This window comes from Flavonifractor sp. An112 (assembly GCF_904377885.1).
GTDB classification, from domain to species: domain Bacteria; phylum Bacillota; class Clostridia; order Oscillospirales; family Oscillospiraceae; genus Flavonifractor; species Flavonifractor avicola.
In genome coordinates, this window is record NZ_CAJFGT010000067.1 from 1 (window position 1) to 13,528 (window position 13,528).

Here is a 13,528-nt window from a genome sequence, read left to right on the forward strand (position 1 = left end):
AGGCGGCGCCCCGGCTGAGTTAGAAAAGGAGGCGGGCTGCGATGAAGCTATTTGATCTGTTTATCAGTTCCTTCTGGCCCATGTTCAAAGCAGGACTTACAATTTCCGTGCCGCTGATGTTGGTATCCTTTGCCCTGGGCCTGGTATTGGCTTTTGCGCTGGCCCTCATGCGGATGTCCAACTTCAAGCCCTTCAAGGGTATTGCCTGGTTCATCGTCTGGGTCATCCGCGGCACCCCTTTGCTGACCCAGATCTATGTGATCTTTTTTGGCCTGCCGGCGCTGGGTATTGTGCTGGCTCCCATTCCCTCGGCCATCCTGGCCCTGACCATCAGCCAGGGCGCTTACAACTCCGAAGTCATCCGCGCTGCCCTGGGTTCCATTCCCAAAGGCCAGTTTGAGGCCTGCCGGGCCCTGGGCCTGAACAAAATGCAGACCATGCGGAAGGTCATTATCCCTCAGGCCGCTCTGGTTGCGGTGCCCTCCCTGGGCAACTCCTTTATCAGCCTGCTGAAGGATACCTCCCTGGTGTCCACCATCACCGTGGCCGAGATTATGATGACGGCCAAGACCATCAATGCCACCGCCTTTGAGCCCCTGCTGCTCTATGTGGAGGCCGGCGTGGTGTACCTGATCTTCAGCACCGTCCTGACGCAGCTGCAGGGAATGCTGGAGAAGAAGCTGGGCAAGCATCTGGTTGATTCCAGAGCCTGAATAAGAGAGGCAATTACTCATGTTACATTTGAATACACAGGGCCTGCGGGATACCGCGGCCTGGGAGGCGGCGGGCATCGCCCTTCCCCGGTACCATGTGCAGACGGTGCGCAAGCGCACCTGGGAGAGCCCAGCCTGGGTCCATTTTGGCGCGGGCAACATCTTCCGGGGCTTCCTGGCCGCCGCGCAGCAGACCCTTTTGAATACCGGCGGAGCCAATACCGGTATCATTGCCGCCGAGTCCTTCGATTTTCAGATCATTGACAATGTCTATACCCCTTACGACAGCCTGAGCCTGCTAGTCCGCATGGCGGCCGACCGCCCCAATCAGATGGAGGTGATCGGCAGCGTGGCGGGGGGTCTGAAGGCCGACTGCCAGGGTCCCGACTGGGACAGGCTGGTGAAGGTATTCCAGTCTCCTACTCTGCAAATGGCCAGCTTTACCATTACCGAGAAGGGTTACGCCCTCACCGGGCTTCAGGGTGATTTGCAGCCGGTGGTGGAGCGGGACCTGGAGAGCGGCCCCGACTGTCCCCGACACACCATGTCCATCGCCGCCGCCCTGCTCTACCGGCGATTCCAGGCGGGGGGAGCCCCCATCGCCATGGTAAGTATGGACAACTGCGCCCAGAACGGTCAAAAGCTCCAGGATGCGGTGGAGCGCATCGCCGCCGGATGGCTGGAGCGAGGCCTGGTACCTCAGGACTTCTTGACCTGGCTGACCGACAGAAGTAAGGTGACCTTCCCCTGGTCCATGATCGACAAGATCACCCCCCATCCCTCCCAGAAGGTACAGCAGGAGCTGGAGGGCCTGGGCCTGGCGGACATGACCATCAGCAAGACCAACACCGGCACACTCATCGCTCCCTTTGTCAACGCGGAGATCACCGAGTATCTGGTGCTGGAGGATACCTTCCCCAATGGACGGCCTGCCCTGGAGCGGGCGGGGGTGTACCTCACCGACCGGACCACCGTGGAGAAGGCGGAGAAGATGAAGGTGGGTACCTGCCTCAATCCTCTTCATACCGCCCTGGCGGTGTTCGGCTGCCTGTTGGGTTACACCTCCATTGCCGCCGAGATGGGGGACGCCGACCTGAAGGCCCTGGTGGAGCACATCGCCGCCGAGAGCCTGCCGGTGGTGGAGGACCCGGGTATCCTCAGCCCCCGGGCCTTCATCGACGAGGTGCTGAACAAGCGCTTCCCCAATCCTGCCATACCCGATACCCCACAGCGCATTGCTGCCGACTGTTCTCAGAAGATCCCCGTACGCTACGGCGGCACCCTGCAGCGGTATGAGAAGCGGCTCGACCTGGATCTGTCCGGCCTGGTGTATATCCCTCTGGTGTTTGCCGGCTGGTGCCGGTACCTGCTGGGCGTGGACGACCAGGGCAGGGAGATGCCGGTGAGCCCCGATCCGCTGGCGGCTCAGCTGCAATCCTATCTGACCGGAATCACCCTGGGCCGGCCGGAGTCCTGTACCGATCAGCTTAAACCCATCCTGTCCAACGCCGCCATTTTCGGCGTGGACCTGTACCAGTCCGACCTGGGCCGGAAGGCGGAGGAGGCCTTCCGGGCTATGCTGGCCGGACCGGGCGCGGTGCGTGCCGCCCTGCGGCATTATTTATCGCTCTGACCGAGCACAAGGAGAGAGATAGTCATGAAGATGACGTTTCGCTGGTATGGGAGCCAGATGGACCCTATCCCGCTGCGCTATATCAAGCAGATTCCCAACATGAGCGGCGTGGTCACCTCCCTGATGGATATGCCCGCCGGCGCCCTCTGGCCGGAGGAGCGTATCCGGGCCCTGAAACAGGAGGTCAACGACGCCGGCCTGGAGATGGAGGTCATTGAGAGCGTCAATGTCCACGAGGATATCAAGCTGGGCCTGCCCAGCCGGGATCAGTACATCGAGGCCTATCAGGAGACCGTCCGCCGCCTGGGCAGGGCGGGGGTCAAGGTAATCTGCTACAACTTCATGCCCGTGTTCGACTGGACCCGCAGCGACCTGTTCAAGCCCCGGCCTGACGGGGCCACCGTACTGGCCTATGACCAGGCGGTTATCGACCGTATCACCGATCCCCAGGCCTTTGCCGACCAGATTCAGCAGGGAGCGGGGGAGTTTGAGATGGCGGGCTGGGAGCCGGAGCGTATGGCGGAGATCAAATCCCTCTTCGCCCAGTACGCCAGCGTGTCCCACCAGGATTTGCGCAACAATCTGGCTTATTTCCTGAAAGCCATCATTCCCGTCTGCGAGCAGTACGACGTGAAAATGGCCATTCACCCCGACGATCCGCCCTGGGACATCTTCGGCCTGCCCCGGATCTACACCAGCGGAGAGGATATCCGACAGATCCTGGACCTGGTAGACAGCCCTTATAACTGCCTGACTCTGTGTTCCGGGTCCCTGGGATCCAATCCCAACAACGATATCCCTGCCCTGGTGCGGGAATTCGGAGGTCAGGGCCGCATTCCCTTTGCCCACGTCCGCAACATCAAGTTTACCGGCCCCGGCCAGTTTGAGGAGGCGGCCCACTTCTCCGCCGACGGCAGTCTGGACCTATATGAGATCATGAAGGCCTATTACGATGTGGGGCTGGACTTCTATATCCGGCCCGATCACGGCCGGATGATCTGGGACGAGAAGGGAAGGGCGGGCTACGGCCTGTATGACCGTGCTCTGGGCGCTTCCTATCTCAACGGTCTGTGGGAGGCCATCGAAAAAGACCACAAATAACAGTGCGCGGCGCGTCCGGCCGGGGTGAAAGCCGTGTGCCGGACGCGCCCTTTCTTTGTCAAACGAACAGGAGGCATAGTTATGGACGCCATTTCCAAACGCATTTCTGAGATCGGCGTGGTGCCGGTCATCAAGCTCAACCACCCCCAGGAGGACGCCGCCCCGCTGGCCCACGCCCTGTGCGCCGGCGGCGTGCCGGTGGCGGAGGTCACTTTCCGGGCCGCCGGGGCCGCCGAGGCCATCCGCCTCATGTCCGAGGCCTGCCCGGAGATGCTGGTGGGGGCGGGCACTGTCCTCACCACCGATCAGGTGGATCAGGCACTGGAGGCGGGAGCCAAGTTCATCGTCACCCCCGGCCTGGACCCGGATATTGTCACCTACTGCCAGGGCAAGGGGGTGCCGGTGTTCCCCGGCTGCACCACCCCCACCGAGTACCACACCGCCCGCAAGCTGGGGCTGGAGGTGCTCAAGTTCTTCCCCGCCGAGCAGTCCGGGGGCCTCAGCAAGATCAAGGCCATGAGCGCACCCTTCCCCATGTTCAAGATCATGCCTACCGGCGGCATCTCCCTGAAAAACCTGAAGGAGTATCTGTCCAGCCCGGTGGTGTGCGCTTGTGGCGGCTCCTACATGGTCACCGCCGACCTCATCGACAATCACAAGTGGGACGAGATCACCGCGCTGTGCCAGCAGTCGGTGGCTATCGTCAAGGAGGTACGAAATGGCTAAAGTTGTTACGTTCGGCGAGCTGATGCTCCGCCTGGCCCCCAACGGCTACTACCGCTTCTTCCAGAACGACCAGATGCAGGCCACCTTCGGCGGCGGCGAGGCCAACGTGGCGGTCTCCCTGGCCAACTACGGTCTGGACAGCGTGTATGTCACCAAACTGCCCGCCCACGCCATCGGCCAGGCCGCCGTCAACTCCCTGCGGTATTTTGGGGTGGATACCTCCAAGATTGTCCGGGGGGGCGACCGGGTGGGAATCTACTACCTGGAGAAGGGAGCCTCCCAGCGGGGGAGCGTGTGTATCTATGACCGGGCCCACTCCGCCATCGCCGAGGCCCAGCCCGGCGACTTTGACTGGGACGCCATTTTTGACGGGGCCGACTGGTTCCACTTCACCGGCATCACCCCCGCCCTGGGCCCCAACCTGGTGGAGCTGTGCCGCCAGGCCTGTCAGGCCGCCAAGGCCCACGGGGTGAAGATCTCCTGCGACCTCAACTACCGGGGCAAGCTGTGGACCCGGGAACAGGCACGGGCGGCCATGACCGACCTGTGCCAGTACGTGGACGTGTGCATCTCCAACGAGGAGGATGCCAAGGACGTGTTCGGCATCGAGGCTGAGGGGAGCGACATCACCGGCGGCAAGCTGAACAAGGCGGGCTATGAGAGCGTGGCCAAGCAGCTGATGGACAAGTTCGGTTTTGAGAAGGTGGCCATCACCCTGCGTACCTCCATCTCCGCCAGCGACAACGACTGGGCCGGGATGCTGTACGACGGGAAGGAGTGCTGCTTCTCCAAGGAGTACCACCTGCACATTGTGGACCGGGTGGGCGGCGGTGACTCCTTCGGCGGCGGGCTGATCTACGCCCTGCTGTCCGGCAAGTCCGCGCAGGAGACCATCGAGTTCGCCGTGGCGGCCTCCGCCCTGAAGCACTCGGTGGAGGGGGACTACAACCGGGTCACCGTGGCCGAGGTGGAGAAGCTGGCCGGGGGCGACGGCTCCGGCCGGGTACAGCGGTAACAGAAAAATGGACAGCTGGACCATTTGGTCCAGCTGTCTGTTTCAAAGGAGGGTCGGGATGAAAACACTAAACTATCAGGTGCTCAAAGAGACCGGCTATACCGGCTATGTGCTGGAGGAGGGGCCGGAAAAGGTGCTCCAGTTCGGCGAGGGCAACTTCCTGCGGGCCTTCGCCGACTGCTGGTTCGACCTGGCCAACGAGCGGGTGGGGTGGAACAGTAAGTGTGTGCTGGTCCAGCCCATCCCCCAGGGACTGGCGAAGGAGATCAACGCCCAGCAGGGGCTGTACACCCTGTGCCTGCGGGGCCGGGAGGAGGGCCGGGCGGTGGACCGGCGGCGGGTGATCTCAGCGGTGAGCCGCTGCCTCAACCCCTATGAGGAGGAGGGCTATCAGGCCATGCTGGAGGTGGCAGCCTCCCCGGAGCTGGAGTACATCGTGTCCAACACCACCGAGGCGGGCATCGTCTATGATCCCTCCTGCAAGCTGGAGGATCAGCCCCCCGCCTCCTTTCCCGCCAAGCTGACCCAGGTGCTCTACCACCGCTGGCAGGCCGGACAGCCGGGCCTTGTGATCCTGTCCTGTGAACTGATCGATAACAACGGAACGATTCTGCAGGACTGTGTGGAGCGCCACGCCGCCCAGTGGGGGCTGGAGGAGGCCTTCCTGGAGTGGCTAAAGGGATGTACCTTCTGCTCCACCTTGGTGGACCGCATCGTGCCCGGCCGCATCCGGGACCGGGCGGAGCAGGCCGAGCTGGAGGGGGAGCTGGGCTACTCCGACCCCCTGCTGGATGTGGGGGAGGTGTTCGGCGTCTGGGTCATCCAGGGGCCGGAATGGCTGGCGGACAAGCTGCCTTTCCGTGCCGCCGGGCTCAACTGCCCGGTGGTGCCTGATGTGGCCCCCTACAAGCACCGGAAGGTGCGGATACTCAATGGAGGCCACACCGGCTTTGTGCCGGGGGCCTACCTGGCAGGCTTCGATATCGTCCGGGACTGCATGGCCCACCCGGTGGTGCGGGGGTTTCTGGAGCAAATGATCTACCGGGAGATCATCCCCACCCTAGAGCTGGACCGGACTGACCTGGAGCAGTTTGCCAAAGCGGTGGAGGACCGGTTCGACAACCCCTTTGTGGACCACACCCTGCTGAGCATCTGCCTGAACACCGTATCCAAGTGGCGGGCCCGCAACCTGCCCAGTCTGCTGGTCTACCAGCGGCAGACGGGACAGCTGCCCCCCTGCCTCACCATGAGTCTGGCGGCGGCCATTCAGTTTTACTGCGGGCACATGGAGGAACTGACCGATCAGGGGCTGGTCTGCCGCCGGAGCGATGGCACGGCCTACACCGTGTTCGATGACCGATGGGTGCTGGAGTTTTGCTGGGCCCACCGGGGGGACAGTGCCGGGGAACTGGTACAGGCCATCCTGAGCCACGAGCAGATGTGGGGTATGGACCTGACGTCGGTGGACGGCCTGACGGCGGCGGTGACGGCAGATCTGGAGAAGATCCGGACCGACGGGGTGCTGGCCGCATATGCCGCCTGTCTGGAGGAAGACGCATGAAGCTGATCCAGATTCAGATGGGAGACAATGTGGCGGTGGCTCTGTCCCCGGTGGAGGCGGGGGAGCAGGTAAGCGTTGGCGGATGGACTCTGACAGCGGCGGAGTCCATCCCCCAGGGCCATAAGTTGGCGCTTGTGCCGCTGAAGCCGGGAGATCTGGTGTACAAATATGGCTGCGCCATCGGGCGGGTCACCACTCCCGTGCCGGCAGGCGGGTGGGTCCACACCCACAACATGACCACCAATCTGTCCGCCCACACCCACTTCTCCTACCGCCCGACGGTACAGGCTCTGGAGTCGGAGGAGCCGGAGCAGTTTCTGGGCTATCTGCGGCCGAATGGCCGGGTGGCAACACGCAACGAGATCTGGGTACTGCCCACCGTGGGCTGCGTCAACGAGATCGCCTGCCAGCTGGCGGCCGGCAACCAGGACCTGGTGGGGGGGAGCGTGGAAGGGCTTTACGCCTTTCCTCACCCCTACGGATGCAGCCAGACGGGGACGGACCACGCCAACACCCGGGCCATCCTGGCTGGACTGGCCCGCCATCCCAACGCGGCGGCGGTGCTGGTGGTGGGACTGGGGTGTGAGAACCTGCAATGCAGTCAGCTGATGGAGGATCTGGGAGCGGAGGCAGCGGAGCGGGTGAAGTTCCTGGTGTGCCAGCAGGTGGAGGACGAACTGGCGGCAGGCCGGGCCTTGCTGGAGGAGTGTGCCGCCTATGCCGCTCAGTTCCAGCGCCAACCGGTGCCGGTGAGCAAGCTGGTGGTGGGCCTCAAGTGCGGCGGCTCCGACGGCCTGTCCGGCATCACCGCCAACCCGGTGGTGGGCAGGTTCAGCGATCTGCTGGTGGCCCGGGGAGGCAGCACCATTCTCACCGAGGTACCCGAGATGTTTGGAGCCGAGGAACTGCTGCTGGGCCGCTGTGCCGACGAAGGGGTGTTCCGTCAGACAGCGGAGATGCTCCAGGGCTTCCGGGATTATTTTGTCTCTCACGGCGAGAACGTCTACGAAAATCCCTCCCCCGGCAACAAGGCCGGAGGGATTACCACCCTGGAGGACAAGTCCTGCGGCTGTGTTCAGAAGGGGGGCACAGCCCCCATCGTGGGGGTGGTGCCCTACGGCGGGCAGGTGGCCCGGCCCGGGCTAAATCTGCTGTGGGGCCCGGGCAACGACCTGGTGTCCACCACCGCCCTCAGTGCGGCGGGAGCCCACCTGATCCTCTTCACCACCGGGCGGGGCACGCCTTTCGGGGCGCCGGCCCCCACCTTGAAGATTTCCAGCAACAGGGCGCTGGCCGCCCGCAAGCCGGGGTGGATCGACTTTGACGCCGGCAGCGTGGCGGAGGGGGAGTCCATTGACCAGGCGGCCCGGCGGCTCTTCCACCTGGTGCTCCGCACCGCCTCCGGCGCCCCCACCAGGAGCGAGGCGGCCGGCCGCCGGGGGATCGCTATCTTCAAGGACGGTGTGACGCTGTAAAGGACCATGGAAATTTCCACATGGTAGGATGAAAAATCCTTCTTTCCAAAACAGGATAAATCAGGTAAACTATAGCTAGTTATGTTAGGCCCCACAGGAACCACGTCTGTTATGGAGGTAGGACATGAGAAAGACGAAAATCATCTGCACCCTCGGTCCGGCAGTGGATGACGAGGAGACCCTGCGCAAGCTGATTCTCAAGGGCATGAACGCCGCCCGCTTCAACTTTTCTCACGGCACCCATGAGAGCCACCTGGCCCAGCTCACCAAGCTGAAGCGGGTCCGGGACGGATTGGGCGCGCCGGTGGCCACCATTCTGGATACCAAGGGCCCCGAGATCCGGGTCAAGACCTTTGAAAACAGCCCAGTGACCCTGGAGCGGGGACAGACCTTTGTGCTCCACACCGACGATGTGCCCGGCGATCAGAATCAGGTGTCGGTGACCTATCAGAACCTGCATAACGAAGTGGGACCTGGCTGCCGTATCCTGGTGGATGACGGCCTCATTGAGCTGAAAGTGGAGCGCATTGAGGGTACCAGCATTGTTTGCGAGGTGGAGAACGGCGGCCCCCTGTCCAGCAACAAGTCTATCAACATCCCCGACGTACATATCCACCTGCCCTCCCTCACCGACAAGGACCGGGACGATATCAAGTTCGCCGTGGAGAACGACTTTGACTTCATCGCCGCCTCTTTTGTTCGCAAGGCCAGCGATGTAGAGGATATCCGGGCTGAGCTCCACAAGCATGAGGGGGGCGACAAGGTCCAGATCATCGCCAAAATCGAGAACCGAGAGGGCGTGGACAACATCGAGTCCATCCTTGCCGCCTCCGACGGCATCATGGTGGCACGAGGCGACCTGGGTGTGGAGATCCCTGCCCACGAGGTGCCCATCCTCCAGAAGCAGATGATCAAGGCCGCCACCCAGAAGGGTCTGCCGGTCATCACCGCCACCCAGATGCTGGACTCTATGATCCGCAACCCCCGACCCACCCGTGCCGAGGTGTCCGATGTGGCCAACGCCGTGTTTGACGGCACTTCCTGCGTCATGCTTTCCGGCGAGACTGCCTCCGGCAAGTATCCGATCGAGGCTCTGGAGACCATGGTAGCCACCGTCACCGCCGCCGAGGAGGCCATCGACTACTGGGGCCGGTTCCGGGAGCGCAATCTGCTGCCGGAGATCGGCGGCATCAGCGATGCCATCACCCACACCTGCTGTCTGACCGCCATGGACCTGGGGGCGACGGCCATTCTGGCCCCCACCAAGTCGGGCTACACCGCCAAGGTGATCTCCCGTTTCCGTCCCGGCTGCAACATCATTTCCCTGACTCAAAGCGAGTCCACCCGCCGTCAGCTGGCCATCTCCTGGGGTGTCCACCCCTATCTTTGCGGCGAGGTGGATTCCACCGACCGGATGTTCTCCCTGGCTGTGGATGTGGCCCGGAAGGAGGGGGTGGTGAAGCCCGGCGAGACCGTGGTCATCACCGCCGGCGTGCCCTTGGGCAAGTCGGGCACCACCAACCTGATTAAGGCTCAAGTGGTGGAAGAAGGACTGTAAACTTCTATATTCCAGGAAAAGAACCGGACGTTGTCAGCGTCCGGTTCTTTTATACTTTGGAAAGAAATGACAGGGTACGATGAGAGGTGTTGAGAGCCGGCAAACGATCTGGTATAATGTGTCTAACGGAATCCAAGAACAGGGAGCGGACTGCCCGGCGCCCTGATAGAAAGGATAGGTGCCCCAATGGCTGCAAAGACGCAGTATACCGTGGTCGTGGCCGACGATGAGGACGAGCTGAGAGAAGCGGTGTGTACCATGATCCCCTGGCAGGACTATGGGTTTCGTCTGGTGGGGAGCGCCAGCAACGGACTGGACGCCCTCCAGCTGGTGGAAACGCACGCCCCTGACCTGCTGCTTACCGATATCCGGATGCCTTTTATTTCAGGGATTGAGCTGGCCCGGCAGGTGCGGGAGGTGCGTCCCGCCACCAACATCGCCTTTTTGAGCGGCTATGACGATTTTGAATACGCCAAGCAGGCCATTCAGTATAACATCATCAGCTATATGCTCAAGCCTCTGACTATGGAAGGATTGGGCGCGGAACTGTGTACCATCCGAAAAAAGATCGACGCCCAATATGCCATGTTCCGGCAGACCGGGCCTCGTACCGATGGGTCCGACCTACGGACAGCCATGCTGATGCCCCTGGTGCTGGACGACTACGCCGAGCTGGAAGGGGAGGTCCAGGCAGAGGGCTATGCCCGGCAGTGCGGCCTGTTGCGGGATGTGGATGACAGGCCGGGCTATACCGTAATGGTATCCACCCTGCTCAATGAGGACGGCGGCAACGTCACCGAGCCATCCTTTGTGGCCTCGGTGGACCGGTTGGCCTCCAAGTACCTGCGGAGCGTCAGCTTTTTTGCATCGGGAAAGGTGATTTCGGTGCTGCTTGGCAATGCGTCGGACTTTGACGAATATCTCCACATCCTGGCCGACGAGATCCCTCAGATGGCGGACAGGGTGTTGGGCAAGCGTTGCCGCATCGGCGTCAGCCGGGTGGTGAGGGCCCTGACCGATCTGCACGGCGCCTATCGGGAGGCCATGGAGGCTCTGCGCCAGGGAGACAGGACGGAGGGAGGAGCCCAATTTATCAGCGATCTGGCTCCCGCCGCCAAGGGCGGCGAATTGCTGTGCAAGCGGGCGTTGGAGGCGCTGGACCAGCACTATATGGAGGCCGATTTGTCTCTGGTGTCCCTTAGCGGGATGCTGACCGTCAGCCCCAATCATCTCAGCGCCTGCATCAAGAAGTACACCGGTGAGACCTTCATTAACATCCTGATCCGCAAGCGAATGGAGGCTGCCCGGGAACTGTTGACTACCTCCGGACTGAAGGTACAGGAGGTGGCCCAGCGCTGCGGCTATACCGACCAGCACTATTTCAGCTACTGTTTTAAAAAATACTGTGGGGAATCCCCCAACGCCATGCGCCGCAGGCTGGAGCAGGAAAGGCTGGGTGAGGACGCGTGAAAGGGCGCGGCACGGCCCGGAAAGGCCTGCGTATCACCACCATTCTGGTAGCCATGGTGGTGGGAGTGGTGGCAGTCATCCTCTGCTGCTGCATCCTGCTATTTTTGGACCGTTATCGGGATGCCATGGTGCAGAATGCCCGCACCAGCAGCAGCCAGGCGGTATCCCAGGTGTCCACAACGGTGGCCAACTACCTGGGAGATATGGAGCAGGCTATGGAGCTGGTGGAGCAGTCCATGCTGGAAAGTGCGGACAGCCGGGATAAGCTGCTCACTGCTTTTTTGAATTTCCGGCCTGACGTGGTGGCGGTGACCAGCTACTCCTCCGACGGAGCGCTGCTGGACTGCTGGTCCCTGGGGCGGGAACCCAGAGAGACCATCTACGAGAACCTCTCCTTTGATCTGGAGAAGGCCAGGACCGCGCAGGCGCCCTATATGATGGCACCCCATGTGGAGACTATTTTTGAGAGTTACTATCCCTGGGTGGTGACCATGACTGCTCCGCTGGAGCAGGGGGGAGGAGCCGCCTGGGTCTCTCTGGATTTGAGCTTTTCCAGTATTTCAAGCTATATCAATAACATCAGTATCGGCCAGCGGGGCTACTGCTTTTTGATGGACGGGGCGGGTAATATCGTCTACCATCCCCAGCAGCAGCTGCTGTACGCTGGCCTTAAAACGGAGAATACCACGGCGCTGGCCGAGCTGGAGGACGGCTCCTATGCCGACGATACGGTGATTTACAGCCTGACCGGCGTGGCGGACAGCGACTGGCGGGTGGTGGGCGTCAGCTATGTGGACGAGCTGGTCAACCGCGGTGTACGGGAAATGATCCAACTGTCTCTGTTTTTGGCGGTTGTAGTGCTGGCGGCGGCAGTGCTGACCAGCTGGCTGCTCTTCCGCCTGCTGGGCCGCCCCCTGCGGGGACTGGCTTCTGCCATGGAGAACTTCGAGACCGACGCAGACCACTTTACCTATCATCCGGTGGGCGGTACCCGGGAGGTACAGGAGCTGTCCGACTCCTTTGAGCACATGGTACTGCGAATCCAGCGGCTGATGACCACCGTGCGGGAGGAGGAGGTCAACCTCCGCAAGACAGAGCTGAAGGCCCTCCAGGCTCAGATCAATCCCCACTTCCTTTATAACACGCTGGATTCCATCGCCTGGATGTGCGAGCAGGGCCGCAATGCCGAGGCGGTCAAGATGGTCCACGCCCTGGCCCGGCTGTTCCGCATCAGCATCAGTAAGGGCCATGAGCTCATCCCCATCGCCAAGGAGATCGAACACGCCGAGAGCTATCTTCAGATCCAGAAGTACCGTTACAAAAATCAGTTTACTTATGCTGGACTGCCTGAAGTACGTGCAGAAGAAGTAATTCCATCAAGCAAAAGCGCGAAGCCGCTGCAAGGCAGACGCGGGGGACCGCTCTGCTTTGCAGCGGTTTTTCTTTGTACACCGCTCTGTCAGGGATTGGATTTGAGGGCGGAATGTGCTATGATGAAAGAAACAGCCCGAGGAGTGGGGCCTGCCCGCTCTGTCCGGGACGCAAAAGGAGAGAAGAACCATGCAAGAACTGGGCGCTGTGCGTAACGCACTGAACGCAGGGGAGCTGGATGGCCCGCTGAAGGGCCTGCTGTGTCACGACCTTACCGCCGGCCGGAAACGGGTAGCGGATCTGCTGGATGGGTTTCAAAAGACCTTTGGGGCGGGGGAGAACACACCTGTGACCCTGTGCTCCGCCCCGGGCCGCACCGAGATCTGCGGCAACCATACCGATCATCAGCACGGCCGGGTGCTGGCCGGCGCGGTAGACCTGGACTTTTTGGCTTGCGCCGCCCCCAACGGCACCAACACCATCCGGTTCCAGTCTGAGGGCTGGCCCCTGGTGGAGGTGAACCTGGACACCCTGGAGCCCAAGGAAGAGGAGAAGGAGTCCACTGCTTCCCTGGTCCGGGGTATGGCGGCTCAGGCCGCCCAGCGGGGCTATCCTGTATCCGGCTTTGATGTATATGCCACCTCTGAGGTGCTGCCCGGCTCCGGCCTGTCCTCCTCGGCGGCCTGCGAGGTGCTGCTGGGTGTCATCGAGAATCATCTGTTCTGCCGGGACGAGCTGGACCCGGTGACAATTGCCCAGATGGGCCAGAAGGCAGAGAACATTTACTTCGGTAAGCCCAGCGGCCTGATGGACCAGACAGCTTCCTCCGTGGGCGGCGCGGTGGCCATCGATTTTGCTGACCCTGCCGCCCCTGTGGTGCGGACGGTAGCGGTGGATCTGGCCGG

11 protein-coding genes are annotated in these 13,528 nt (G+C 62.1%); all 11 read left to right on the forward strand.

Annotated features, from left to right (window positions below; translation table 11 throughout):
- Positions 1–41: 41 nt before the first annotated feature.
- Positions 42–713 carry an amino acid ABC transporter permease gene (locus IHN22_RS10100; protein ID WP_191435119.1) on the forward strand — a complete coding sequence of 224 codons (672 nt, stop codon included), beginning with the start codon at positions 42–44 and terminating at the stop codon, positions 711–713.
- 19 nt (positions 714–732) lie between these two features.
- On the forward strand, positions 733–2,346 hold the full coding sequence (locus IHN22_RS10105) for a mannitol dehydrogenase family protein (RefSeq protein ID WP_191435120.1): 1,614 nt from the start codon (positions 733–735) through the stop codon (positions 2,344–2,346).
- Positions 2,347–2,370: 24 nt separating this feature from the next.
- Positions 2,371–3,447, forward strand: coding sequence for a mannonate dehydratase (gene uxuA / locus IHN22_RS10110; protein ID WP_191435122.1), 1,077 nt, complete (start codon positions 2,371–2,373; stop codon positions 3,445–3,447).
- A gap of 81 nt (positions 3,448–3,528) precedes the next feature.
- Positions 3,529–4,173 (forward strand): bifunctional 4-hydroxy-2-oxoglutarate aldolase/2-dehydro-3-deoxy-phosphogluconate aldolase, encoded by a 645-nt coding sequence (gene eda, locus IHN22_RS10115; protein WP_191435124.1) that lies wholly within the window; start codon positions 3,529–3,531, stop codon positions 4,171–4,173.
- Positions 4,166–5,188 (forward strand): sugar kinase, encoded by a 1,023-nt coding sequence (locus tag IHN22_RS10120; protein ID WP_191435126.1) that lies wholly within the window; start codon positions 4,166–4,168, stop codon positions 5,186–5,188. Before eda ends, IHN22_RS10120 begins: the two co-directional genes overlap by 8 nt.
- Before the next feature lie 58 nt (positions 5,189–5,246).
- On the forward strand, positions 5,247–6,749 hold the full coding sequence (locus IHN22_RS10125) for a tagaturonate reductase (protein ID WP_191435128.1): 1,503 nt from the start codon (positions 5,247–5,249) through the stop codon (positions 6,747–6,749).
- A complete protein-coding gene (locus IHN22_RS10130; protein WP_191435130.1) occupies positions 6,746–8,224 on the forward strand; it encodes a UxaA family hydrolase in 1,479 nt (492 codons plus the stop codon). The genes IHN22_RS10125 and IHN22_RS10130 overlap by 4 nt, the downstream gene beginning before the upstream one ends.
- Before the next feature lie 124 nt (positions 8,225–8,348).
- Positions 8,349–9,782, forward strand: a complete 1,434-nt coding sequence (gene pyk, locus IHN22_RS10135) for a pyruvate kinase (protein ID WP_191435132.1) — start codon at positions 8,349–8,351, stop codon at positions 9,780–9,782.
- Positions 9,783–9,968: 186 nt separating this feature from the next.
- Positions 9,969–11,252, forward strand: coding sequence for a response regulator transcription factor (locus tag IHN22_RS10140; protein WP_191435134.1), 1,284 nt, complete (start codon positions 9,969–9,971; stop codon positions 11,250–11,252).
- Entirely contained in the window at positions 11,249–12,838 is a 1,590-nt protein-coding gene (locus IHN22_RS10145; RefSeq protein WP_300986338.1) for a cache domain-containing sensor histidine kinase, read from the forward strand. The genes IHN22_RS10140 and IHN22_RS10145 overlap by 4 nt, the downstream gene beginning before the upstream one ends.
- Positions 12,813–13,528, forward strand: a 716-nt coding sequence (locus IHN22_RS10150) for a galactokinase (protein ID WP_300986340.1), incomplete at its 3' end; no start/stop codon positions are given. The genes IHN22_RS10145 and IHN22_RS10150, both read left to right, overlap by 26 nt.

Coding starts and splice junctions, on each gene's coding strand:
- eda (WP_191435124.1), top strand. CDS start 3,529: ATGGACGCCATTTCCAAACGCATTTCTGAGATCGGCGTGGTGCCGGTC.
- IHN22_RS10105 (WP_191435120.1), top strand. CDS start 733: ATGTTACATTTGAATACACAGGGCCTGCGGGATACCGCGGCCTGGGAG.
- IHN22_RS10100 (WP_191435119.1), top strand. CDS start 42: ATGAAGCTATTTGATCTGTTTATCAGTTCCTTCTGGCCCATGTTCAAA.
- IHN22_RS10120 (WP_191435126.1), top strand. CDS start 4,166: ATGGCTAAAGTTGTTACGTTCGGCGAGCTGATGCTCCGCCTGGCCCCC.
- IHN22_RS10140 (WP_191435134.1), top strand. CDS start 9,969: ATGGCTGCAAAGACGCAGTATACCGTGGTCGTGGCCGACGATGAGGAC.
- IHN22_RS10130 (WP_191435130.1), top strand. CDS start 6,746: ATGAAGCTGATCCAGATTCAGATGGGAGACAATGTGGCGGTGGCTCTG.
- IHN22_RS10125 (WP_191435128.1), top strand. CDS start 5,247: ATGAAAACACTAAACTATCAGGTGCTCAAAGAGACCGGCTATACCGGC.
- pyk (WP_191435132.1), top strand. CDS start 8,349: ATGAGAAAGACGAAAATCATCTGCACCCTCGGTCCGGCAGTGGATGAC.
- uxuA (WP_191435122.1), top strand. CDS start 2,371: ATGAAGATGACGTTTCGCTGGTATGGGAGCCAGATGGACCCTATCCCG.